Here is a 22,109-nt window from a genome sequence, read left to right as displayed (position 1 = left end):
AGTGGAGAGAAGCGGTAAATGAGTTCACCGCAGAGCAAGCAAGGACCGCACAGCGAGCAGAGTGCGCCTGTCGTGCAGGGGCGGAGAGCCAGTCCGTTCCGGCAGCCGAAGGCCGTGTGGGCGGTGGCGTTCGCCTGTGTCATCTCGTTCATGGGCATCGGCCTCGTGGACCCGATCCTGCCCGCGCTGGCCGAGAGTCTTCATGCCACGCCCAGCCAGGTGTCGCTGCTGTTCAGTACCTATCTGATCGTCACCGCGGTCGCGATGCTGTTCGTCGGCTGGTTCTCCAGCAAGTTCGGCGCCAAGCGCACCCTGGTCATCGGCCTCGCCGTGATCGTGGTCTTCGCCGCGCTCGCCGGGGCGACGGACTCGATCGACGGCATCGTCGGCTTCCGCGCCGGGTGGGGTCTGGGCAATGCCCTCTTCATCGCCACCTCGCTGGCCGTCATCGTCGCCTCCGCCAGCGGCGGCTTCGGCGGCGCGATCATCCTCTACGAGACCGCGCTGGGCCTGGGAATCGCCGTCGGACCGCTGCTGGGCGGCGAGTTGGGCGCCATCAGTTGGCGCGGGCCCTTCTTCGGTGTCGCCGCACTGATGGCCATCGCGCTGCTCGCCACGCTCGCGTTTGTGCCCTCGCTGCCGAAGCCGAAGCGCCCCACCTCCCCCCTCGCCCCGCTGAAGGCGCTGCGTCACCGCGGGCTGCTCACCATGGGCATCATGGCCCTGCTGTACAACTGGGGCTTCTTCACCATGCTCGGCTACGCGCCGTACCCGATGAAGCTCGGGGCCCACCAGCTCGGACTGGTCTTCACCGGCTGGGGGCTGCTGGTCGCCGCCTTCAGTGTCTTCTTCGCTCCCCGCCTCCAGGCCCGCTACGGCACGGCGCCCGTCCTCTACGCCAATCTGCTCGGCCTCACCGCGGTGATGACGGTGATCGCGGCGGGCGTCGGCAGTCCGAGCACGGTGATCGTGGCGGTCATCGTCAGCGGTGCCTTCATCGGTATCAACAACACCCTCACCACTCAGGCCGTGATGCTCGTCGCGCCGGTCGAACGGCCGGTGGCCTCCTCCGCGTACGGGTTTCTGCGGTTCATCGGCGGGGGTCTGGCGCCTTATGCGGCGGGCAAGTTGGCCGATGCCACCGATCTGAGTGTGCCCTTCTATCTGGGTGCCGCCACCTTCCTGATCGCCATCCCGGTCCTGGCCAGCGGCCACCGGCTGCTGGCCAAGGCCGAGTCGGGTCCCGGCGATCCGGAGCCGGTCGGCCCGTCGCTGATCCCGGTCGGCGCCCCGGCCGCGACCGGTACGGCGCCCGTGATCGTCGCCGTCGGAGCGCATGAACTGGCCCCCGGCACCGTGGACGCGGCGGCCCGGCTGGCGCGGGACACCGGGAGCCCGCTGGAGGTGGTGCATGTCCAGCAGACCGCGGTGGTCGAGGAGCAGGCCGTGGACACCGAGTCCGAGGAGCAGGCGCGGGCCGCGGTCACCGCCCATCTGGACCGGCTCGCCGCCCACGGGACGCCCGCCACCGGACAGATCCTCACCAGCGTCGGCGACCACGCCGCCGCCGGCCGAGCCCTGGCCCGGCACGCCGGTCAGGTGGGGGCCCGTACCGTCGCCATCGGATGTTCGCCGCGCGGGCCGCTGGCGCAGTTCGCCGACGGCAGTTTCACCACGGCGCTCACGCACAGCGCCGGCTGCACCGTGGTCCTGGTGGACGCGGAGCAGATACCCCGGCAGCTCACCGCCTCGGCCCTGGCGGAGCTGCGCGACGGCGCGTCCTGACCCGCCGGTACCACCGCGGGAGCCTCAACACCCGCGTGCCGCGGCCCAGTTCGAGGTCCGCGGCCCGCGGGGCACCGCTCTCAGGACGCCGGGACCGGGCCGCCCGGGCGGAAACGCTCGACGCCGACGATGTGCCGCACCTTGACCGGGCGTACGACGACCGCGACGCGCTTCTCCCCCGGCATGATCCACTGGAATCGGTCATGGCCGAGGTACTTGTGGGCCAGCCGGTCCATCTGGTGATGGGCCTGCTCGCCCTCGATGAAGCGGGCGACCTCGCCGCTGATCTGCACCCGGTCGAAGGGGTCCTCGGCGTCCGCGTGGGAGAGGTAGACGCGCGGGTCGCGGCGCAGGTTCTCCTCCTTCACCCGGCCCACGGAGGTGTTGAACACCAGCTCGTTCTCGCCCTCCAGGTCCACCCACATGGGGCTGACCTGCGGGGCTCCGTCGGCGAACACGGTGCCCACGTACCAGATGTTGGCGGCGCTGAGCCGTGCACGGACGGCCTTGTCGAAGATTGCAGTCATCCCGCGAGGCTAGCAACGGTGATCGCCAAGCCCTGGTACCGGGCGCCCGCTGCCGGGGGCCGCACGGGTGCCGCGCTACGGGAGTGCCGGGGCGGCGGTGAACAGGGCGAGGACCGCGGTGCGGACCTGGACGGTGACCGCTTCGGGAGTCGCGGCGTCGAGTTTGCCGTCGAGGTGCAGGAACGCCAGACCGTGGGCGAGTGCCCAGACCGATGTCCACAGTGCGTCCGGGTCAGCGCCGGGGAAGGTGCGGTGGACGATGTCGCGGACGTATTCGGCGACGGCGGCGGTCGCGGCGTTCCGTTCCTCGTTGCCCGGGTCGCAGGGCTCGGCGAACATCGCCCGGAACAGCGCGGGGTGGTCGAGGGCGAAGCGGACGTAGGCGACGGCGACCGCCGCGAGTTCCTCGGGGGTCGTGGGTGCGGGGTGGGCGGCGGCCAGATGTTCGGCGAGTTCGCGGTAGCCCTGGGCTGCGACCGCGGAGACGAGGGCTTCACGGTCCGGGAAGTGGCGATAGGGGGCGGTCGGGGAGACGCCTGCGCGCCGGGCGACGGCCCGCATCGACAGTGCGGCGCTGCCGTCCTCCTCCAGCAGTTCCCGCGCGGCGCTCAGACAGGCCGCAGGCAGATCGCCGTGGTGGTACGCGGTCGCTTGTGGCACAGGACACACCCTCTCGTGTATGCACCGCTTACATTCTCCGGTTAATGTGAGCGCCGTACACATTCTATACGCGCAGAGCAGAGAGGGATTCCCATGAGCAGCGAGCTGTTCTCGCCGTTGCCCCTGCGTTCCGGGCAGGTGCTGGGCAATCGGATCGCGAAGGCGGCCATGGAGGAGAACCTCGCCGCCGAAGGGCAGTTGCCCGGCCGGGAGTTGGCGGCGCTGTACCGGGAGTGGGCCGCGGGCGGGGCCGGGCTGCTGATCACCGGCAATGTGATGGTGCACGCCGAGGCGCTGACCGGACCCGCGGGCGTCGTGCTGGACGAGGCCGCTCCGCTGGCGCCGTTCACCGAGTGGGCCGAGGCCGGCAAGTCGGGCGGCGGTTCGATATGGATGCAGCTCAACCATCCCGGACGCCAGGTGCAGGCCGGGATGCCGGGCGTCGTCTGGGGTCCTTCGGAGGTGGGCGTCGAACTGGGGCGGCACAGCGGCCGGTTCGGCCGGCCCGTGGCCATGACGCCTGAGCAGATCGATGCCACGGTGACCCGGTTCGCGGTGTCGGCGCACCGTGCCGAGCAGGCGGGTTTCGACGGTGTGGAGATCCATGCCGCACACGGCTATCTGCTGTCGCAGTTCCTGTCTCCGCTGGTCAACAAGCGGACCGACGCCTGGGGTGGTTCGCTGGAGAACCGCGCCCGGCTGCTGCTGGACGTCGTCCGTGCCGTGCGGGCCGCGGTCTCGCCGTCGTTCGGGGTCGGGGTGAAGCTCAACTCGGCCGACTTCCAGCGCGGCGGGTTCTCCGCCGACGACGCGCGCCAGGTGATCGACATGCTGGAGCCGCTCGGCGTCGATCTGGTCGAACTGTCCGGAGGCAGCTACGAGAGTCCGGCGATGACCGGCCGCCCCGCCGATGAGCGCACCCGGACCCGGGAGGCCTACTTCCTCGACCTGGCAAGGGAGTTGGTCACCGTGAGCCCGCTGCCCCTGATGCTCACCGGCGGCATCACCCGTCGTGGGACCGCCGAGGCGGTGCTCGACAGCGGGGTGGCGCTCGTCGGGATGGGCACCGCGCTCTCCGTCACCCCGGATCTGCCCGACCGCTGGCGCGGCGGCCGCGAGGCGGACCGTCGACTGCGGCCGGTGACCTGGTCGGACAAGGCGCTCGCCTCGGCCGCCACCATGGCTCAGGTCCGCCACCAGATGCGCCGTATCGCCCGCGGCAGCGCCCCCTGGCCCGGCACCCACCCGGCGCGTGCCCTGGCCTGCGAACAACTCCGGCAGCGCCGCGCACTCCGCCGCTACCGCACCTGGCTGACCGCCTCCCCGCACACCGCCCCGACGACGAACCGGGCCGCGTGACCACGGCCCGCCGCCGGGCCGAACGACGGCGCCACGAGGCCCGCGCACTCCGGCCCCGCTCCGGCGGGAGTCCCGCGAGGTTGCGTATCGCGGGTGAGGCACCACGATGAAGAGGGGGACATGCGCCGCGCACTCCGGCGGGCGCCGGACGCGCGGCGCGACGGAACATCCACCCCGGGACCGGGAGGCAGCCATGCCCGAGACACCGCCGCCCAACGCCCCCTACCTCGAACCCGCGGCGAAGGAACTGGCCGAGGCGACCGACCCGCATCCGCGGATCTACGAGATGCCACCGGAGCAGGGACGGCAGGTCCTCCGCGACCTCCAGAGCGACAGCAGCGTGCCCCGCCCGGACGTCGACGAGACATGGGTCGCGGTGGACGCCGGGCAGTGGGGCACCGTCCGCACCCGCGTCATCCGCCCCGCGGGGGTGAGCGGACCGCTGCCGGTGGTCTTCTTCATCCACGGCGCCGGCTGGGTCTTCGGCGACGAGCAGACCCATGACCGCCTCTTCCGCGAACTCACCGTCGGAGCGGGCGCCGCGGGCGTCTTCCCCGTCTACGACCGGGCGCCGGAGGCGAAGTACCCGACCCAGGTGGAACAGAACTACGCGGTGGGCCGGTGGATCCTGGAACACGGCGCGGAGTACGGCCTGGACGCCTCGCGTATCGCCGTCGCGGGCGATTCGGTCGGCGGCTGTATGTCCACGGTGTTCGCGCTGATGAACAAGGAGCGCGGCGGGATCGGCCTCAAGGCCCAGGTCCTGCTCTACCCGGTGACCGACGCCGGCTTCGGGACCCCGTCCTACCGGCAGTTCACGGAGGGCTACTACCTCACCCGCGCCGGGATGCGGTGGTTCTGGGACGCCTACACCGATGACCCCGCCCAGCGCGCCGAGGCGTACGCCGCTCCGCTCCGGGCGTCCCTGGAGCAGTTGCGGGGGCTGCCCACCACGCTGGTCGTCACCGATGAGGCGGATGTGCTGCGCGACGAGGGCGAGCAGTACGCCGACAGGCTGCGGGAAGCGGGGGTGGATGTCACATCGGTGCGGGTGGGCGGCATGGTCCATGACTTCCTGATGCTGGACAGCCTGCGCGACACCCGCGCCGCCGAGGCCGCCCGCACCCTCGCCGTCGACACCCTCACCTCGGCCCTGCACGCCACCATCCAGAACCCGGGAGTACAGAGATGACCAGAGTCCTTTTCGTGGTGTCGGCGGCCGACCGCTGGACCTTGCAGGGCGCCGAAGTGCATCCCTCGGGGTACTGGGGTGAGGAACTGGCCGTGCCGCACCGGGACTTCACCCTCGCAGGATGGGAGATCACGCTGGCCACACCCGGCGGGAAGGCCCCCACCCTGGACCGCCTGAGCATGTCCCGCACCGCCGGGCGGCCGTCCAGGCTGCGCCGGGTCGCCCGGTACCTCGACTCCCTCCAGGGTGAACTGAACAGCCCCGTCCCCCTGGGCGAGATCGACCCGGACGCCTACGACCTGGTCTTCTACCCGGGCGGGCACGGGCCGATGGAGGACCTCGCCGTCGACCCGGTGTCGGGAGCGCTGCTCACCCATGTACTGCGGGCCGGCCGGCCGCTGGCGCTGCTGTGCCACGCACCGGCCGCCGCGTTGGCGGCGCGGAACGAAGACGGCTCCTGGCCGTTCGCCGGATACCGGATGACGGGCCTGTCCAATCTGGAGGAGAAGCTCAACAGCTTCGGCCGCAGGGCGATATGGCTCCTGGAGGACCGCCTGCGGGAGAGCGGCGCCGACTACCGCAAGGGGCTGCTGCCGCTGCGCCCCTACATGGAGGTCGACCGCACTCTCTACACCGGGCAGAATCCGGCCTCCTCCGGACTGCTCGCCCGGCGGCTCGTGGCGGACCTGGGCGCCTGAGCGGCAACAGGCCGACTCCTGCGGCCCGTCGATACACTCGCCGACTCCCCGTGATCCCCGGTGGGGCCTCCGGGGCGCGGCAGCCGCTGCCCGACGCCAGGAGTGACGCCATGACCTGCGCGGTCGTCCTCTTCACCGCGGATCTTCGGGTCCATGACCATCCGCCGCTCGCCGCGGCCTGCGCCTCGGCGGAGGAGGTGGTGCCGCTCTTCGTCCTCGATCCCGGAGTGCACTCCGCGGGCTTCGACACCCCCAACCGCACCGCCTTCCTCGCCGACTGCCTCACCGATCTGGACGCCGCACTGCGCCACCGCGGCGGACGGCTGGTGGTCCGCCGCGGTCCGGTGGCGCGGGAGGTGGCCGCGGTCGCCGCCGAGTGCGGGGCCGGCGAGGTGCATCTGGCCGCGGCGGTCACCGGCTATGCCCGTCGGCGCGAGGAGCTGCTGCACACCCAACTCGCTGCCCAGGGCGCGGCGTTGCAGGTACATGAGGGCGTGACGACCGTGCTGCCGCCGGGGCAGATCACCCCCGCCGGCTCCGACCACTACAAGGTGTTCACCCCGTACTTCCGCCGCTGGTCCACCCAGCGGTTCCGCGATCCCCGTGCGGCGCCGCGCACCGTACGGGTACCGGACGGGGTGCGCGGGGAGCCGCTGCCCTCGCGGGGTGCGGTGGCGCAGCTCTCACCGGGGCTGCCCGCCGGTGGGGAGCAGGTGGGGCGGGAGCAGTTCTCCCGCTGGTCGCGCACCGGACTGCCGCGGTACGAGGAGCGGCACGACGATCTGGCCGGGGATGCCACCTCGCGTCTCTCGCCCTTTCTGCACTTCGGTGCGCTCTCCCCGCTGGAGTTGGTGCGGCGGGCGCGGGGCGGTGCGGGTGCGGAGGCGTTCCAACGGCAGTTGTGCTGGCGGGACTTCCACCACCAGGTGCTCGCCGCCCGCCCCGAGGCGTCCGCCCTGGACTACCGCCCCCGCCACGACCGGTGGCGTACCGAGGACGAGGCGGCCGGGGACATCGCCGCCTGGCGGGCGGGGCGTACCGGTTATCCGCTGGTGGACGCGGCGATGCGGCAGTTGCGGCAGGAGGGGTGGATGCACAACCGGGCCCGGCTGGTGGCCGCGTCGTTCCTCGCCAAGACGCTCTATGTGGACTGGCGGATCGGCGCCCGGCACTTCCTGCGCTGCTGGTCGACGGGGACATCGTCAACAACCAGCTCAACTGGCAGTGGGTGGCCGGTACCGGCACGGATACCCGGCCCAACCGTGTCCTCAACCCGGTCGCCCAGGGCCGGCGCTTCGATCCAGACGGCGCTTACGTACGGCGCTGGGTGCCCGAACTCCGGTCGGTGGAGGGCAAGTTGGTGCATGAGCCCTGGCAGCTCCCGGTGGAGCGGCGCGCCCGGCTGGACTATCCGGAACCGGTGGTCGACCTCGCCGAGGGGCTGGAACGCTTCCACCAGGGGCGCGGATGAGTGTTCCGCCCGCGCCATGGCAGGCTCAAGGCTCCCACTGTCCCGTGTCCGTCCGAGGAGTGCCGTGTCCGTCCGTCTCCTGCTCGTCTCCCCCGCCATGACCCGCTCGCTGCGACGGGGTGTCTTCGACGACGGGGATCCGCTGGACGAACAGGGCGCCGCGCAGGCCAAGTCGGCGGCCGGAGCACTGCCCGGGGACGCCCGCGCGGTGCACTCGCCGAGTGTGCGGTGTGCGCGGACCGCGACCGCCCTGGGGCTCCGCGCCGAGCACGGTGGCGGTGCGCCGGCCGGTCTTGACGCGGGCCGGTGGCAGGGCCGGACCCTGGACGAAGTCGCCGCCACGGAACCGGAGTTGCTGTCCCGCTGGCTGACCGATCCGGAGTCGGCGGCGCCCGGTGGGGAGTCGGTGTCCGGGGTGTGCGCACGGGTCGGCGGTTGGCTGGACGGGGTGGCCGAGGGTGGTACGGGACGGTGGGTGGCCGTGGTGGAAGCGGAGGTGGTGCGGGCCGCGGCGGTTCTGGCGACGGGCGCCCCGCTCACCTCCTTCTGGCGGTTCGACGTACCGCCGCTGACCGTCACCGAGTTGAGCGGGCGGGACGGCCGCTGGAACCTCCGCCTGGGCCGCCCCCTCGTATGACGATGCCCGTCACTGCCCGGCCGGTACCGGCTCCCTTGCCTCGGTGTCCTCCGGTTGCAGCAGGCGCTGCGCCAACTCCCCGAAGAGCAGGCCGAATCCGCCCCAGAGCACAAGCTGCATGGTGAGCGCGGAGAGGCGGAAGCGCCACAGCAGGTCGGCCGGGAAGTGCTCCGGGACCTCGTTGACCACCGGCAGGAACTCGTAGGCCACACCGATGACCACGGCGAAACCGAGGAGCGCCGCCACCGTCGCCCACCAGCCGCCGAGCCGGGGCGCGAGCCGCTTCCCGGCGATGGTGGCCGCGACGGCGAGCAGCACGCTCAGCACCATCATCAGCAGATACAGGGTGGTCCGCTTGCCGATGGTGTCCTCGCCGCCCACCGCGGGCGGGTTGGCGGGGTACTTGAGGAACGGCACGACGTACACGGCGAGGAGTGCGCAGGACGACAGCAGCAGCGCGGTGGCGCGGGGGCTGAAGCGGCCCACCCGGCCGAGGGCGAAGCTGTAGGCGAGGGCGGCGATACCGCCGAACGCGATCCCGTAGACCAGGATTCCGGTGGCCAGGCCGGCGGTGGACTGGAGGCTGCGGGAGACGAGTTCGCCGTCGTCGCCGTGCGAGTGCCCGGCGTGGGCGGCCTCCTCGAAGCCGATGGCGGCGTCGACATGGGGTTCGCCGAGCCAGTAGGCGACGATCAGGGCGAGCACGCCGGCGGCCAGACCGGCGAGCATTCCCCGAACGAGCAGGTTGCGTACGGTTGTTGAGTTCATGAGCGGGCGGCGTCCCTCTGGTCAGTGGCAGGGGAAGCCGAGCAGATGGCGGGCGTCGTGCACCCACTCATGGACCCCCGCGCCGCTGAACACGGAGGTGGCGCCCTGCTCGGCGCCGACGAAGTACAGCAGGACCAGCATCAGCACACCGAAGAAGGCCGCCCAGGGGGCGATGTCCTTCAGCGGCAGTTTGGCCGGTATGGCGGGGGTGGTGGCGGTCGGCTGGGCGACGTGCTGCGCCATGGCGGAGCCTCCTTCGGGAGTTCGCGTCCCGTCTCGGTGGTGCACAGGACGACGGCCACGGGTCTGACTCACGCACGGTCCCAGGACCGCCCGCTCACAGTGGCGCGACCGTGCCGGACTTCCACCGGCTTCCGTCGTACCGTCGTCAACAACGTACTGAAGTTACCGTGTGCCTCCGCCGCGGCCAAGACCGCCCCCTGGTCGGTGGGTGGGTCAGGTGAGTCGCTGGGCCAGTCCGAGGACGATGTTCTCGGGGCCGCGGACGTAGCAGAGCAGGTAGAAGTCCTCGAACCGGGCGATCTCGCCGACCAGTTGGGCACCGAGGGCACGTAGTCGGGCGACGGTGTCCTCGATGTCGTCGACGGCGAACATCACCCGGCGCAGACCGAGTGTGTTCATCGGAGCCTCGGCGGGCTCGGGAGTGATCGCCCGAGGGGTGTGGAACTTCGCCAGCTCGATACGGCCGGGGCCGTCCGGGACGCGCAGCATCGCCACCTCCTGCCGGGCACCGTCGATCCCGATGACACGGTCGACCCAGCGCCCCTCGACGGCACTCCGCCCCTCCAGCTCCATGCCCGCCTCGACGAAGAAGTCGACGACCGAGTCCAGGTCGTCGACGACGATGAGGACGTTGTCCATCCGCTGGATCGCCATACCGGGTGTCTCCCTCTCGTACGCAACAGGTGGGGATCGGGTGGTCCGCGGGGGTCTCAGGAGTGGATGGCGCCCGGCCCGAGGCCGTCGAGTGCCCGGCCCATCCGTGCCAGCGCCTCCCGCAGGATCGCCGGTGAGGTGGCGAAGTTGAGCCGAACGCAGCCCGCGCCGCCGGTGCCGAAGATGTGCCCGGAGCTGAGGGCGACGCGCGCCTCGTCCAGGAACACCCGCGCCGGTCCGGCCAGTTCGCCGACGGTCCCGGGGCCTTCGGACGGCCGGTCGTCGTGGAGTCCGAGGTGGGTGCAGTCCAGCCAGGCGAGGTAAGTGCCTTGCGGCGGCAGATACTTCACCCCGGGGAGGTGTTCGGCGACCAGCTCGCCCAGCAGGGTCCGGTTGGCGTCGAGCCCGCGCAGGACGTCGTCCAGCCAGTCGGTCCCGTCGCGGAGGGCGGCGGTGTGGGCGAGGATGCCGAAGTGGCTCGGCCCGTGGCTGACCTCTTCCGGCATCCGGCGGAGATCGGCCGCCGCCTCGGTCCCGGCCATGGCCACGGCGGCCTTGAGACCGGCCAGGTTCCACGCCTTGGACGCGGAGGTCAGCGCGAAGCCGTTCTCCGCGCCTGGCACGCTGAGGAACGGTGTGAAGAAGGCGCCGGGCAGCACCAGCGGGGCGTGGATCTCGTCGGCGACGACCCGCACACCGTGCTCGCGGGCGAGCGCCGCGACCGCCTCCAGCTCCGCGCGGGTGTGCACCGCGCCGGTCGGATTGTGCGGGTTGCTCAGCAGCAGCGCCGCCCGCCGCCCCCGCTGCCGCGCCAGGCGGAACGCCCGCTCCAGGTTGTCGAGGTCGATCCGCAGATCCGGGCCGAGGCGGGCCTCGACGATCTTGCGGCCCGAGTGCTCCACGAACGCGTAGAACGGCGGGTACACGGGCGAGCACACCACGACCGTGTCGCCCGGGCCGGTGATCAGGCGGAGGATCTCGACGGCGCCCAGCATCACATCGGGCACGACGGTGGTGTGCTCCACCCGCAGCCCGTCCCACCCCCAGCGCGTCGCGGCGAACCCGGCGAGCGCCTCGGCGTAGGCGGTGCCGTGCGGGTACCCGGTGTCGCCCAACTCGACGGCCCGGTGCAGGGTCTCGGCGACAGCGGGCGCCAGCGGGACGTCCATCTCCGCCACCCACAGCGGGAGCACGTCCGCCGGGTGCGCCCGCCACTTCGTACTGCTGCGCTGCCGCAACTGCTCCAGGGACAGCCGGACGAGCGGATCGGTACGGCCCCCCTCCCGCGGTGACCGGTGCGGGTCCCCACCCGTGCCGTCGCTCCTGCCCTCAGTCATACGTGATCCTCCTCACCCCGGCGCGCCCCGGGCCTCACGGTAGGGGGTGATCGCCCCGTGGGACGGTACCTCTCCGGCGGCGGCGGACGGGCCGAGCCGGCCCAAGTCCCGTAGCAGGGGCAGCAGATGGAGTTCGACGGCCGGGGCGAGCCGCACCCCGGGCCCGCCGCCACGGTTCCCCCGCATCGTGCGTCCCGCTCCGGCGGCTCGGGCGGGCGGTGTCCGTGCCGCGGGCGCTGTTGGCGCTCCGCGGGCGCCGGACCGTAGGCTGGTGTGTGCAGTTGGTTCGCCCCGTCTGCCGGGCGGGGCGTCGTAAGAGGGAGTCTCTCGGAGGAGCACTCCGTGACCACCGAGACCGCAGCCGCGGCAGCACGGGCCACCGTGTACGGCTACCCCCGCCAGGGGCTGAACCGGGAGCTCAAGAAGGCGATCGAGGGCTACTGGAGGGGCCGTACCGGCGCCGGTGCCCTCCGCGCCACCGCCGCCGGACTGCGCCGCGGCAACTGGCTGGAGCTGGCCGAGTCCGGCATCGACGAGGTCCCCACCGGCGACTTCTCGTACTACGACCATGTGCTGGACACCACCGTGATGGTGGGCGCGATCCCCGAGCGGCACCGCGCGGCTGTCGCCGCCGACCCGCTGGACGGCTACTTCGCGATGGCCCGCGGCACCCAGGACGTCGCACCGCTGGAGATGACCAAGTGGTTCGACACCAACTACCACTATCTGGTACCGGAGTTGGGGCCGGACACGGTCTTCGCGGCGGACTCCGGCAAGCAGGTGGGCGAGTTCGCGGAGGCCCGTGCCCTCGGTCTCACCGCCCGGCCCGTGCTGGTCGGCCCGGTCACCTATCTGCTGCTGGCGAAGCCCGCGCCCGGGGTGCCCGCCGACTTCGATCCGCTCACCCTGCTGGACCGGCTGCTCCCGGTGTACGCGGAGGTCCTGGCCGATCTGCGGGCTGCCGGGGCCGAGTGGGCGCAGCTCGACGAACCGGCGCTGGTGCAGGACCGCACCCCGGCCGAGCTGAACGCCACCGCCCGCGCCTACCGCGATCTCGGCGCCCGCACCGACCGCCCCAGCCTGCTCGTCGCCACCTACTTCGACCGCCTCGGTGACGCCCTGCCGGTACTCGCCGAGGCGCCGGTCGAGGGTCTGGCGCTGGACTTCACCGGGCCCGCCGCCGCCCGGCTGGACGCACTCGCCGCGGTCGGTGGCCTGCCCGGCAAGCGCCTGGTCGCCGGTGTCGTCGACGGCCGCAACATCTGGGCCGACGACCTGGAGAAGTCCCTCACCACCCTCGGCGCCCTGCTGGGCCTCGCCGACCGGGTCGATGTCGCGGCCTCCTGCTCGCTGCTGCATGTCCCGCTGGACACCGCCCTGGAGCGGGACTTCGACCCGCAGCTCCTGCGGTGGCTCGCCTTCGCCCGCCAGAAGACCGCCGAACTCGCCACCCTCGCCAAGGGACTTGCCCGCGGCACCGAAGCCATCACCGCTGAACTCGCCGTGAACCGCGCCGTGTTGGGCGCCCGCGCCACCTCCCCCCTCACCCGCGACTCCGCGGTACGCGCCCGCGCCGCGGCCGTCACCGAGGCGGACACCCACCGCTCCCAGCCGTACACCGAGCGGGCCCCGGCGCAGCGGGCGCGCCTCGGGCTGCCGCTGCTGCCGACCACCACCATCGGCTCCTTCCCGCAGACCACCGCACTGCGCACCGCCCGCGCCGATCTGCGCGCCGGGCGGCTCGGCACCGAGGGCTACGAGGAACGCGTCCGCGGTGAGATCCGCGAGGTGGTCGCCTTCCAGGAGAAGGCGGGCCTGGACGTCCTGGTGCACGGCGAACCCGAACGCAACGACATGGTGCAGTACTTCGCCGAGCAGCTCACCGGCTACCTCGCCACCCGGCACGGCTGGGTCCAGTCCTACGGCACCCGCTATGTCCGCCCGCCGGTCCTCGCGGGCGACATCTCCCGGCCCGGGCCGATGACGGTGCGCTGGACCGCGTACGCCCAGTCGCTCACCGGCCGGCCCGTGAAGGGAATGCTCACCGGCCCGGTCACCATGCTCGCCTGGTCCTTCGTCCGCGACGACCAGCCGCTCGGCGACACCGCCCGGCAACTGGCGCTCGCCCTCCGCGACGAGGTGAACGACCTTGAGGCGAACGGCACTTCGGTGATCCAGGTAGACGAGCCCGCACTGCGCGAGACTCTTCCGCTGCGGGCCGCGGACCGGCCCGCGTATCTGGCGTGGGCCACCGAGGCGTTCCGCCTCACCACCGGCGGGGTGCGTCCGGACACCCAGATCCACACTCATATGTGCTACGCCGAGTTCGGCGACATCGTGCAGGCCATCGACGACCTCGACGCCGATGTCATCAGCCTCGAAGCCGCCCGCTCCCGTATGCGGATCGCCCACGAGCTGGCCGCCCACGGCTACCCCCGGGAGGCGGGCCCCGGCGTGTACGACATCCACTCCCCCCGCGTCCCCAGCGCGGCGGAGGCCGCCGAGCTGCTGCGTACCGGGCTCGGGGCCATCCCCGCCGAGCGGCTCTGGGTCAATCCGGACTGCGGGCTGAAGACCCGCGGCTGGCCGGAGACCCGCGCCTCCCTGGAGCATCTGGTGGCCGCCGCCCGCATCGTCCGGCGTGAGCTGGGCACCGGCTGACCGGCCGGTTACCCTCTGTCCCGGACCCCCGCACCCCGAAGGACCTGACGATGGACACGCCCGGACAGCCCTGTGTGCTGCTCAAGCACGGCGAGGTCTTCCTCAAGGGCCGCAACCGCCACCGGTTCACCGAGCGCCTGCACGACAACCTCCGCGTCGCGCTGCGCGGTGTCGAGGGCTCCACCTGGATCAAGCCGGTGCAGAGCGTCACCGTCCTCGGCGGTGACGCGCCCGTCGAGGAGTTGGTGGAACGGGCCCGCCGCGTCATCGGCTTCACCCATGTCGAACCGGCGATCCGCATCCCCAGCACCCTGGACGAGATCACCCACCACGCCATCGCGGCACTGCGCCGCCTGGAATCGGAGAGCGACCGCGACGAGGTCCGCAGTTTCGCCGTACGCACCCGCCGGAGGGACAAGCGGTTCCCGCTCAACTCCTCCGGTGTGGACCGGTATGTGGGGGCCAGGATCAAGGATGCGCTGCCCCAACTGACGGTCAGCCTCAAGCGTCCGGACGTCCGGCTCTCGATCGCCGTGGACCGCGGGGAGACCCATCTGTCCTGGCGGCGCCTGCCGGGCCTCACCGGTCTCCCGGTCGGCTCCAGCGGCCGCGCCCTGGTGCTGCTCTCCGGTGGCTATGACTCGCCCGTCGCCGCCCACCACGCCATGCGCCGCGGACTCGCCTGCGACTTCGTGCACTTCAGCGGCGCCCCATACGCCAACCCGTCCTCCGTCTACAAGGCGTACGCACTGGCGCGGGAACTCAACCGGTACCAGCCGCCGGGGCGGTTGCAGGTGATCGCCCTCGGCAAGGCGCAGAGGCAGCTCTCCGTCGCCGGGGCCGGCCGGCTTCAAGTGGTGGCGCAGCGCAGGCTGATGGTCCGTACGGCCTCCGTGCTGGCGGCCCGGGACGGCGGCGAGGCGCTGGTGACCGGGGACAGCCTCGGCCAGGTCGCCAGTCAGACCCTGGCGAATCTCGCGGCGGTGGACGAGGCGGCGGCGCTCCCCGTGCTGCGTCCGCTGATCGGCTGGGACAAGCAGGAGATCATCGACGAGGCCCGCACCATCGGCACCGCCGGCATCTCGGTACTGCCCGACGAGGACTGCTGCCAGTTGCTCGCGCCGCCCCGCGTCAGCCTCCGGGCCCGTCTGCCCGAACTGGCGGCGGTCGAGAAGCGCCTCGATCTGGACGAGTTGGTGGCCGCCCTCCTGGAACACACCCAGGTGATGACACCGGGCGCCGAGGAAACCGCCGGAGAACCGGCCTAATAAATTGCACCTAATAAATCTCCCTTTTCCGTGTGCGGGGCGTCAGTTGACGGTGATGTTCACCGCGGCGGAGGTCTCATTGCCCACGGCGACCCGGTAGAGCTGCATTCCCTTCATCGTGGGTTTGGTGTGGATCGAGTAGTTGAGGGAGCTGTTGAGCGTCGTGCTGACGTTCTTGCCGGACTGGGTGACGGGCTGCCAGGTGCCGTTCACCTGGTGTTCGAGCGTGACCACGTCGCCCTGCTTCATGCCTGACGCGTGGCCTACGAAGGTGGCCTCGTTGCCGGCCGTGACCGTGGTCGGAACTGCCTTGATCGAGATCGCGTGCGCCGTCGTGGCCGCGGCGACCGTGGCGGGATGGGCGGGAGCGGCAGCCGAGGCGGCCGTCGCGCCTATCGCTCCACCGGCCAGCAGACCGGCCGACAGCAGACCCCCGGCCATCAGCCGGGTGCTTCGACTCCGAATGCTGAGCATGGTTTTTCCTTTGCGTGGGACTTTCTCCCCGATACCGCGTTCACCGGTATCGGGAGACACCACTTACAGTCTGGCACCGGCACACTCACCGAACTCCCCGATCAGGTAAAGGAAGGGAAATTCGGGATTGACGTTCCCGGGCGACCGTCCGCGGGCCGCCGCAGTATGGTGAGTTGTGGGTGAGGCAACCACCTGGTCAGGCTCGCCGACGAGGAGGTCCCCGTGGTGGACAGCGATCGTGTGGACGGCATCGTGTCCGCTCTGCGCGCCCGGGAGGTCATGGCCCACCGCGCCGACGAAGGCGTCTACGAGTACGGCGTCCGCGTGGTGATCCCCGACGGCAGTGAGGCGCTGTGGACGATGGGCGGGGCCGCGGGGCTGCGGGCGGAGGTGCTGCGGGACGGTGTGCTGGTGGGTTTTGTGCCGTATGTGCCGGGGTCCGAGAGCTTCACGGACCGGCAGATCATCGACACCATCGCCGCGGCCCACTACGACGAGGAGGCCCTGTACCCGGCCAGCCGTACCATCGAGCACCCGGCCCGGAGCGCCGCGCCTCCCCCGCCCCCACAGCCGCCACCCCCGCCCGCCCAGCCACCGCCCCCGGCGATGAGGCGCCCCCACGGCCCCTGGCGCCCACACTGGCTCCGGCGGCCCTGACGGTCCGGGTTGGCACCACCAACTCCCCCTCCGCGCAAGGTAGTTGCGCGATCAGCCGTGGCCTACTCGATGTCGTCCTCCGGGGCGTCCGGGGTGCGGTCGGGGGCTGGGGCGGGGGTGCGGCGGCGGAGCCAGCGGCCGTGGGCGGCTTCGGCGTGGGTGACCACATAGACGTCGATGTCGTCGCCGGAGCCTTCGATGAGCGCCTCGTCCATCCCGCGGCGGATCAGTTCCTTGAGGCGGCTGCGGCGGGTGGCGCCGACGACGATCTGGGTGGCGTTGACCTTCCGGGCGAAGGCGAGGATGACCCGGGCCGGGTCGTCGCCGGTGACGGTGTGGAAGCTGCCGCCCAGTTCCTCCACCAATTCCCGCTGCCTGGCCAGCAGTTGAGGCGAGGCACCGGCGAGGCCGTCACCGGTTCTGGCGTGGATGGCGAGGAACTCGCCGCCGGCTCCGCGAGCGGCGATGCGTTTGGCCCGGCGGATCAGGGTGGCGCCCTCGGGGCCGCCGGAGAGGGCGACCAGCAGGCGTTCGCGGGTGTTCCACGGCTGCTGGATGTGGTGGTCGCGGCGGTAGCGCAGCAGCGCCTCCTCGACCCGGTCCGCCGCCCAGAGCAGGGCGATCTCCCGCAGGGCGGTGAGGTTCCCGGAGCGGAAGTAGTGGGTGAGGGCGGCGTCGACCTTCTCCTGCGGATAGACGTTGCCGCGGACCATACGGCGGCGCAGCGCCTCGGCGGACATGTCCACGAACTCGATCTGGTCCGCGCGCCGGACGACGTCGTCGGGGACGGTCTCCTGCTGCCGTACCCCGGTGATCTGCTCCACGACGTCGTTGAGCGAGGCGAGGTGCTGGATGTTGACGGTCGAGATGACGTCGATGCCCGCGCCGAGCAGGTCCTCGATGTCCTGCCACCGCTTCTCGCGGCGGGAGCCGGGGATGTTGGTGTGGGCGAGTTCGTCGATCAGCGCGACCTCGGGGTGCCGGGCGAGCACGGCGTCCGGGTCCATCTCGGTGAAGCTCGCACCCCGGTAGGTCATGGTGCGGCGCGGTACGGTCTCCAGGCCCTCGGTCATCCTGCGGGTGGGGAGCCGCCCGTAGTCCTCGACGAAGCCGATGACCACATCCGTGCCCCGGCCGGCCATGCTGTGTCCCTCGGCCAGCATGGCGTAGGTCTTGCCCACACCCGGGGCGGCCCCGAGGTAGACGCACAGCTTTCCGCGCGGCACGGTGGCCGTCACCCCTTCCGGGCGAGCTGCTCCAGCGCCAGGTTGAGTTCCAGGACGTTGACGCGGGGTGCACCGAGGAACCCCAGGACGCGTCCCTGGACGTGGTCTTCGACCAGTGCGCGGACCCGCGCCCCGGCGAGGCCCCGTGCCGTCGCCACCCTGGCTGCCTGCTGGCGAGCGTACTGCGGGGAGATGTGCGGGTCGAGACCGCTGCCGGAGGCGGTGAGCGCGTCCGGCGGGACCCGGGAGGCGGTGACCTTGTTCTCCGCTGCGGCCGCTGTGCGGCGCTGCTCGACCTGGGCGAGGAGCTTGCGGTTCTCCGGTCCGAGGTTGGAGGCGCCGGAGGCGAGCGGGTCGTATCCGCCGCCCTTGCCCGCCGCGGAGGGCCGGGGGTGGAACCAGGCCGGGCCGGTGAAGTCCTGCCCGATCAGCGAGGAGCCGACGGTGCGGCCCTGGTGGCTGACCTTGGAGCCGCCCGCCTGGTGGGGGAAGGCGAGCTGTCCCACCGCCCAGACGGCGAGCGGGTAGACGACGCCGACGACCACGGTCAGCGCGAGCAGTACGCGCAGTCCGGCCGCCGCCTGCCGCAGGAAGTTGGCGGTCATCGGCGGCTCACCCCAGTCCCGGGAGGTGGGAGACGACGGCCAGGTCGATGAGTTTGATGCCGATGAAGGGCGTGACGATGCCTCCCAGGCCGTAGATGCCGAGGTTGCGGCGGAGCATGGCCGCCGCGTCGGTGGGGCGGTAGCGGACGCCGCGCAGGGCGAGCGGGATCAGCGCCACGATGACCAGGGCGTTGAAGATGACGGCGGAGAGGATCGCGGACTCCGGTGTGGCCAGCCGCATCACATTGATGTGGTCGAGCTGCGGGTAGGCGGCGGCGAACATCGCCGGGATGATGGCGAAGTACTTGGCCACGTCGTTGGCGATGGAGAAGGTGGTCAACGCGCCCCGGGTGATGAGGAGTTGCTTTCCGATCTCGACGATCTCGATGAGTTTGGTGGGGTTGGAGTCGAGATCGACCATATTCCCCGCCTCCTTGGCCGCGGTGGTTCCCGCGTTCATGGCGACACCCACGTCGGCCTGGGCGAGGGCGGGGGCGTCGTTGGTGCCGTCGCCGGTCATCGCCACCAGCCGGCCGCCGGTCTGCTCGCTTCTGATGAGGGCGAGCTTCTCCTCGGGGGTGGCCTCGGCGAGGTAGTCGTCCACTCCGGCCTCGCGGGCGATGGCCCGGGCGGTGGCCGGGTTGTCGCCGGTGATCATCACGGTGCGGATGCCGAGGCTGCGCAGTTCCTCGAACCGCTCCCGCAGCCCGGCCTTGACGATGTCCTTGAGGTGGATGACGCCGAGCACCCGCGCCGGCTCCCCCGGCAGATGCTCGGCGACCACCAGCGGGGTGCCGCCCTCGGCGCTGATGGCGTCCACGACGGGTCCGACCGTGGCCGCGGGGTGGCCGCCGTTGTCGCGCACCCACTTCATGACCGCCGCGGCGGCGCCCTTGCGTACCCGACGGTCGTCCAGGTCCACGCCGGACATCCGGGTGTGCGCGGAGAACGGGACGAAGTGGGCGCCCTGGATGGCGCCTTCCTCACGGGCCCGCAGTCCGTGGCGCTCCTTGGCGAGGACCACGATGGAGCGGCCCTCCGGGGTCTCGTCGGCGAGGCTGGCCAGTTGGGCGGCGTCGGCGAGTTCGGTCTGCGCGATGTCTCCCACCGGTACGAACTCGGCGGCCTCCCGGTCGCCGAGGGTGATGGTGCCGGTCTTGTCGAGGAGCAGGGTGTCCACGTCTCCGGCGGCCTCGATGGCGCGGCCGGACATCGCCACCACGTTGTGCTGGATGAGCCGGTCCATCCCGGCGATGCCGATCGCGGACAGCAGCGCGCCGATGGTGGTGGGGATCAGGCACACCAGGAGGGCGACGAGGACCACGATGGCCTGCTGCCGCCCGGAGTAGGCGGCCAGCGGCTGGAGAGTGGCCACCGCCAGCAGGAACACGATCGTCAGTCCGGCCAGGAGGATGTTCAGGGCGATCTCGTTGGGTGTCTTCTGCCGGACCGCGCCCTCCACCAGGGCGATCATCCGGTCGATGAAGCTCTCCCCGGGCTTGACCACGATCCGCACCACGATCCGGTCGGAGAGCACCTTGGTGCCCCCGGTGACCGCCGAGCGGTCCCCGCCCGACTCACGGATGACGGGCGCCGACTCCCCGGTGATGGCCGACTCGTCCACGCTGGCGATGCCCTCGGTGACCTCGCCGTCGCCGGGCACGATCTGCCCGGCCTCGATGACGACCAGGTCGCCGACCCGCAGTCGGGTGCCCGGTACCTGCTCCTCGGTGCCGTCGGCGGCCAGCCGCCGGGCCACCGTCTCCTGTTTGGCCTGGCGGAGGGTGGCCGCCTGGGCGCGGCCCCGTCCCTCGGCGACGGCCTCGGCGAGGTTGGCGAAGACCACTGTCGCCCACAGCCACACCGCCGTCGCCACCGAGAAGACACTGGGGTGCCGGACGGCGAAGGCCGTGGCGAGGAGGGATCCCACCCACACCACGAACATCACCGGGGCGCGCACCATGTGCCGTACGTCCAGCTTCCGGAACGCCTCCGGCAGGGACACCAGCAGTTGTCTCGGGTTGAACAGGCCGGCGGTGACCCGGTCTGCTTGGGGTGGTGGGGTGCCGGCCGAGGTCATGACAGCCCTTCCGCGAGGGGGCCGAGCGCGAGTGCCGGGAAGAAGGCCAGGCCGGCCACGATGGTGACGACGCCGATCAGCAGGACCACGAAGAGCGGCCGGTGGGTGGGGAGGGTGCCCTCGCCGACGGGGACGTGCCGCTGCCGGGCGAGGGAGCCGGCGAGCGCCACGGTGAAGACGATCGGCAGGAACCGGCCGATGAGCATCGCCAGCCCCAGTGCCGCGTTGTAGAAGTCGGTGTTCGCGCTGAGTCCGGCGAAGGCGCTGCCGTTGTTGTTGGCGGACGAGGCGAAGGCGTACAGCACTTCGGAGAGGCCGTGCGGGCCGGGGTTGAGGAGGGAAGCGCGCGGCCCGGGGAAGCCGAGCGCCAGCCCGGTGCCCAGCAGGACCGAGAACGGCATCGCCAGTACGTAGAGCGCGACGTAGGTGATCTCGCGTCGGCGGATCTTCTTGCCCAGGTACTCGGGTGTGCGGCCCACCATGAGGCCGGCCAGGAACACCGCCAGCACCGCCATGGTCAGCATTCCGTAGAGGCCCGAGCCGGTGCCGCCGGGTGACACCTCGCCCAGCAGCATGTTCAGCAGCAGCACCCCGCCGCCGTAGGCGGTGTAGCTGTCGTGGGCCGAGTCAGCGGCTCCGGTGGAGGTCATGGTGGTGGCGTCGGCGAAGAGGGCCGTGTCCCATACTCCGAGGCGCTGCTCCTTGCCCTCCACGGAGGCGCCGGCGGTGTGCGGCACGGTGCCCGGGTGGGCGAGTTCCGCGCCGGTCACCGCCGCGAGGCCGCCCGCCCACAGGACGGCCATCGCGGCCAGGATCGCCCAGCCCTGGCGGGTGTTGCCGACCAGCCGCCCGAAGGTCCGGGGCAGGGCGCTGGGGATGAGCAGCAGCAGGAAGACCTCCAGGAGGTTGGTGAAGGCGTTCGGGTTCTCGAAGGGGTGCGCCGAGTTGGCGTTGAAGAAACCGCCTCCGTTGGTGCCGAACTCCTTGATCGCCTCCTGTGAGGCGACCGGCCCGCCCACCAGTGCCTGGACCCCGCCGCCCGGTGTGTGCACCTGCTGCGGCCCGGCGAAGTTCTGCACCACTCCCCCGGCGAGCAGCACCACCGCCGCGACACAGGCCACCGGCAGCAGGACGCGTACCGTGCCCCGCACCAAGTCGACCCAGAAATTGCCGAGTTGGTCGGTACGGGAGCGGGCGAAGCCGCGTACCAGGGCGACCGCCACGGCCATCGCCACGGCCGCGGAGAGGAAGTTCTGCACCGCGAGCCCGGCCATCTGCACCAGGTGGCCCAGCGTCGACTCCCCTGAATACCACTGCCAGTTCGTGTTGGTGACGAAGGAGACCGCGGTGTTGAACGCACCGGCGGGCGGGACACCGCCGAAGCCCAGGGAGAGCGGAAGCACCCCCTGGAGCCGCAGAAAGCCGTAGAGGAACAGCACCGAGACGGCGGAGAAGCCGAGCAGCGACAGCACATAGGCGGTCCACCGCTGCTCGCTGTCCGGCGCCACCCGCACCACCCGGTACACCAACCGCTCGACGCCCAGGTGCCGTTGGCCGCCGTACACCCGCGCCATGTACTCGCCCATCGGCACATGGACCACCGCAAGCGCGAGCACCAGCACGGCGATCGTCGTCAGCCCGGCGGCGGTGTCGCTCATCAGAAGCGGTCCGGGAAGAGCAGGGCCAGGACGAGATAGAGCAGCAGGCCGGCCGAGGCGATCAGGCCGACGGTGTTCTCCGCGCTCACCGGCGCTCGGCCCCCTTCACCACGAGCACCATCGCCCCGAAGAACGCGATCGTCACGGCA

General features: G+C 71.7%; 21 protein-coding genes, 1 pseudogene and 1 riboswitch. Of the genes and pseudogenes, 9 read left to right on the top strand and 13 right to left on the bottom strand.

Going from position 1 to position 22,109, the window contains the following annotated elements; translation table 11 throughout:
• Positions 1-18: 18 nt before the first annotated feature.
• Positions 19-1,785, top strand: coding sequence for an MFS transporter (locus tag ACFVST_RS03670; protein ID WP_390146512.1), 1,767 nt, complete (start codon positions 19-21; stop codon positions 1,783-1,785).
• A gap of 80 nt (positions 1,786-1,865) precedes the next feature.
• Here ACFVST_RS03670 and ACFVST_RS03665 read toward each other — a convergent pair whose 3' ends face one another.
• Together ACFVST_RS03665 and ACFVST_RS03660 are read right to left on the bottom strand one after the other, a co-directional pair.
• Positions 1,866-2,312 carry a TIGR03618 family F420-dependent PPOX class oxidoreductase gene (locus tag ACFVST_RS03665; RefSeq protein ID WP_390146510.1) on the bottom strand — a complete coding sequence of 149 codons (447 nt, stop codon included), beginning with the start codon at positions 2,310-2,312 and terminating at the stop codon, positions 1,866-1,868.
• Positions 2,313-2,387: 75 nt separating this feature from the next.
• Complete coding sequence (locus ACFVST_RS03660) at positions 2,388-2,972, bottom strand: TetR/AcrR family transcriptional regulator (protein WP_390146508.1); 585 nt, start codon at positions 2,970-2,972, stop codon at positions 2,388-2,390.
• A 93-nt stretch (positions 2,973-3,065) separates the two neighbouring features.
• Here ACFVST_RS03660 and ACFVST_RS03655 point away from each other — a divergent pair, with 93 nt between their 5' ends.
• The 5 genes and pseudogenes from ACFVST_RS03655 to ACFVST_RS03635 all read left to right on the top strand — a co-directional run bounded on the left by ACFVST_RS03655 (position 3,066) and on the right by ACFVST_RS03635 (position 8,329).
• The gene (locus tag ACFVST_RS03655) at positions 3,066-4,331 is read left to right on the top strand and encodes an NADH:flavin oxidoreductase/NADH oxidase family protein (RefSeq protein WP_390146506.1); all 1,266 of its coding nucleotides are present in this window, start codon (positions 3,066-3,068) and stop codon (positions 4,329-4,331) included.
• Positions 4,332-4,524: 193 nt separating this feature from the next.
• Positions 4,525-5,523 carry an alpha/beta hydrolase fold domain-containing protein gene (locus tag ACFVST_RS03650; protein ID WP_390146504.1) on the top strand — a complete coding sequence of 333 codons (999 nt, stop codon included), beginning with the start codon at positions 4,525-4,527 and terminating at the stop codon, positions 5,521-5,523.
• Positions 5,520-6,221, top strand: a complete 702-nt coding sequence (locus tag ACFVST_RS03645; RefSeq protein WP_390146502.1) for a type 1 glutamine amidotransferase domain-containing protein — start codon at positions 5,520-5,522, stop codon at positions 6,219-6,221. Before ACFVST_RS03650 ends, ACFVST_RS03645 begins: the two co-directional genes overlap by 4 nt.
• Before the next feature lie 110 nt (positions 6,222-6,331).
• Positions 6,332-7,692 (top strand): annotated as a pseudogene (locus tag ACFVST_RS03640) (cryptochrome/photolyase family protein).
• On the top strand, positions 7,586-8,329 hold the full coding sequence (locus ACFVST_RS03635) for a histidine phosphatase family protein (RefSeq protein WP_390146500.1): 744 nt from the start codon (positions 7,586-7,588) through the stop codon (positions 8,327-8,329). The pseudogene ACFVST_RS03640 and the gene ACFVST_RS03635 overlap by 107 nt, the downstream one beginning before the upstream one ends.
• 9 nt (positions 8,330-8,338) lie before the next feature.
• Here ACFVST_RS03635 and ACFVST_RS03630 read toward each other — a convergent pair whose 3' ends face one another.
• The 5 genes from ACFVST_RS03630 to ACFVST_RS03610 all read right to left on the bottom strand — a co-directional run bounded on the left by ACFVST_RS03630 (position 8,339) and on the right by ACFVST_RS03610 (position 11,517).
• Positions 8,339-9,097, bottom strand: a complete 759-nt coding sequence (locus ACFVST_RS03630; RefSeq protein ID WP_390146498.1) for a CbtA family protein — start codon at positions 9,095-9,097, stop codon at positions 8,339-8,341.
• A gap of 21 nt (positions 9,098-9,118) precedes the next feature.
• On the bottom strand, positions 9,119-9,340 hold the full coding sequence (locus ACFVST_RS03625) for a CbtB-domain containing protein (protein WP_390146496.1): 222 nt from the start codon (positions 9,338-9,340) through the stop codon (positions 9,119-9,121).
• A 35-nt stretch (positions 9,341-9,375) separates the two neighbouring features.
• A riboswitch (cobalamin riboswitch) is annotated at positions 9,376-9,499 on the bottom strand.
• Between the two features lie 54 nt (positions 9,500-9,553).
• Entirely contained in the window at positions 9,554-9,994 is a 441-nt protein-coding gene (locus tag ACFVST_RS03620; protein ID WP_390146494.1) for a VOC family protein, read from the bottom strand.
• Positions 9,995-10,050: 56 nt separating this feature from the next.
• Complete coding sequence (locus tag ACFVST_RS03615; RefSeq protein ID WP_390146492.1) at positions 10,051-11,331, bottom strand: MalY/PatB family protein; 1,281 nt, start codon at positions 11,329-11,331, stop codon at positions 10,051-10,053.
• A 12-nt stretch (positions 11,332-11,343) separates the two neighbouring features.
• A complete protein-coding gene (locus ACFVST_RS03610) occupies positions 11,344-11,517 on the bottom strand; it encodes a hypothetical protein (RefSeq protein ID WP_390146490.1) in 174 nt (57 codons plus the stop codon).
• Positions 11,518-11,673: 156 nt separating this feature from the next.
• On the opposite strand from ACFVST_RS03610, the gene metE reads away from it, so the two are divergent.
• Together metE and thiI are read left to right on the top strand one after the other, a co-directional pair.
• On the top strand, positions 11,674-13,992 hold the full coding sequence (gene metE / locus ACFVST_RS03605; RefSeq protein WP_390146488.1) for a 5-methyltetrahydropteroyltriglutamate--homocysteine S-methyltransferase: 2,319 nt from the start codon (positions 11,674-11,676) through the stop codon (positions 13,990-13,992).
• 50 nt (positions 13,993-14,042) lie between these two features.
• Positions 14,043-15,260 (top strand): tRNA uracil 4-sulfurtransferase ThiI, encoded by a 1,218-nt coding sequence (thiI, locus tag ACFVST_RS03600; RefSeq protein ID WP_390146486.1) that lies wholly within the window; start codon positions 14,043-14,045, stop codon positions 15,258-15,260.
• 42 nt (positions 15,261-15,302) lie between these two features.
• On the opposite strand, the gene ACFVST_RS03595 is transcribed toward thiI, so the two are convergent.
• Positions 15,303-15,734: a hypothetical protein gene (locus ACFVST_RS03595; RefSeq protein WP_390146484.1), complete on the bottom strand. Its 432-nt coding sequence runs from the start codon at positions 15,732-15,734 to the stop codon at positions 15,303-15,305.
• Between the two features lie 225 nt (positions 15,735-15,959).
• Here ACFVST_RS03595 and ACFVST_RS03590 point away from each other — a divergent pair, with 225 nt between their 5' ends.
• Positions 15,960-16,391: a hypothetical protein gene (locus ACFVST_RS03590; RefSeq protein ID WP_390146482.1), complete on the top strand. Its 432-nt coding sequence runs from the start codon at positions 15,960-15,962 to the stop codon at positions 16,389-16,391.
• A gap of 62 nt (positions 16,392-16,453) precedes the next feature.
• On the opposite strand, the gene ACFVST_RS03585 is transcribed toward ACFVST_RS03590, so the two are convergent.
• Genes ACFVST_RS03585 through kdpF form a run of 5 tightly spaced genes read right to left on the bottom strand, consistent with a single transcriptional unit; the run spans position 16,454 to position 22,049 of the window.
• Positions 16,454-17,617: a universal stress protein gene (locus tag ACFVST_RS03585; protein ID WP_390146480.1), complete on the bottom strand. Its 1,164-nt coding sequence runs from the start codon at positions 17,615-17,617 to the stop codon at positions 16,454-16,456.
• Positions 17,618-17,625: 8 nt separating this feature from the next.
• Entirely contained in the window at positions 17,626-18,222 is a 597-nt protein-coding gene (kdpC, locus tag ACFVST_RS03580; RefSeq protein ID WP_390146478.1) for a potassium-transporting ATPase subunit KdpC, read from the bottom strand.
• A gap of 7 nt (positions 18,223-18,229) precedes the next feature.
• On the bottom strand, positions 18,230-20,302 hold the full coding sequence (gene kdpB / locus ACFVST_RS03575) for a potassium-transporting ATPase subunit KdpB (protein ID WP_390146476.1): 2,073 nt from the start codon (positions 20,300-20,302) through the stop codon (positions 18,230-18,232).
• On the bottom strand, positions 20,299-21,960 hold the full coding sequence (gene kdpA / locus ACFVST_RS03570) for a potassium-transporting ATPase subunit KdpA (protein ID WP_390146474.1): 1,662 nt from the start codon (positions 21,958-21,960) through the stop codon (positions 20,299-20,301). Before kdpA ends, kdpB begins: the two co-directional genes overlap by 4 nt.
• Positions 21,960-22,049: a K(+)-transporting ATPase subunit F gene (kdpF, locus tag ACFVST_RS03565; RefSeq protein WP_390146472.1), complete on the bottom strand. Its 90-nt coding sequence runs from the start codon at positions 22,047-22,049 to the stop codon at positions 21,960-21,962. Before kdpF ends, kdpA begins: the two co-directional genes overlap by 1 nt.
• Between the last annotated feature and the right edge of the window lie 60 nt (positions 22,050-22,109).

Source organism: Streptomyces sp. NPDC058045 (assembly GCF_042885635.1).
Taxonomy (GTDB): Bacteria; Actinomycetota; Actinomycetes; order Streptomycetales; family Streptomycetaceae; genus Streptomyces.
The sequence above is the reverse complement of the archived record's forward strand: the minus strand, read 5'-3'. Positions and strand labels throughout refer to the sequence as shown.

Excerpts from the sequence above, each read along its gene's own strand:
- ACFVST_RS03670 (WP_390146512.1), top strand. The coding sequence starts at position 19 with ATGAGTTCACCGCAGAGCAAGCAAGGACCGCACAGCGAGCAGAGTGCG.
- ACFVST_RS03665 (WP_390146510.1), bottom strand. The coding sequence starts at position 2,312 with ATGACTGCAATCTTCGACAAGGCCGTCCGTGCACGGCTCAGCGCCGCC.
- ACFVST_RS03655 (WP_390146506.1), top strand. The coding sequence starts at position 3,066 with ATGAGCAGCGAGCTGTTCTCGCCGTTGCCCCTGCGTTCCGGGCAGGTG.
- ACFVST_RS03650 (WP_390146504.1), top strand. The coding sequence starts at position 4,525 with ATGCCCGAGACACCGCCGCCCAACGCCCCCTACCTCGAACCCGCGGCG.
- ACFVST_RS03645 (WP_390146502.1), top strand. The coding sequence starts at position 5,520 with ATGACCAGAGTCCTTTTCGTGGTGTCGGCGGCCGACCGCTGGACCTTG.
- ACFVST_RS03635 (WP_390146500.1), top strand. The coding sequence starts at position 7,586 with ATGAGCCCTGGCAGCTCCCGGTGGAGCGGCGCGCCCGGCTGGACTATC.
- ACFVST_RS03630 (WP_390146498.1), bottom strand. The coding sequence starts at position 9,097 with ATGAACTCAACAACCGTACGCAACCTGCTCGTTCGGGGAATGCTCGCC.
- ACFVST_RS03625 (WP_390146496.1), bottom strand. The coding sequence starts at position 9,340 with ATGGCGCAGCACGTCGCCCAGCCGACCGCCACCACCCCCGCCATACCG.
- ACFVST_RS03620 (WP_390146494.1), bottom strand. The coding sequence starts at position 9,994 with ATGGCGATCCAGCGGATGGACAACGTCCTCATCGTCGTCGACGACCTG.
- ACFVST_RS03615 (WP_390146492.1), bottom strand. The coding sequence starts at position 11,331 with ATGACTGAGGGCAGGAGCGACGGCACGGGTGGGGACCCGCACCGGTCA.
- ACFVST_RS03610 (WP_390146490.1), bottom strand. The coding sequence starts at position 11,517 with ATGCGGGGGAACCGTGGCGGCGGGCCCGGGGTGCGGCTCGCCCCGGCC.
- thiI (WP_390146486.1), top strand. The coding sequence starts at position 14,043 with ATGGACACGCCCGGACAGCCCTGTGTGCTGCTCAAGCACGGCGAGGTC.
- ACFVST_RS03595 (WP_390146484.1), bottom strand. The coding sequence starts at position 15,734 with ATGCTCAGCATTCGGAGTCGAAGCACCCGGCTGATGGCCGGGGGTCTG.
- kdpC (WP_390146478.1), bottom strand. The coding sequence starts at position 18,222 with ATGACCGCCAACTTCCTGCGGCAGGCGGCGGCCGGACTGCGCGTACTG.
- kdpB (WP_390146476.1), bottom strand. The coding sequence starts at position 20,302 with ATGACCTCGGCCGGCACCCCACCACCCCAAGCAGACCGGGTCACCGCC.
- kdpA (WP_390146474.1), bottom strand. The coding sequence starts at position 21,960 with ATGAGCGACACCGCCGCCGGGCTGACGACGATCGCCGTGCTGGTGCTC.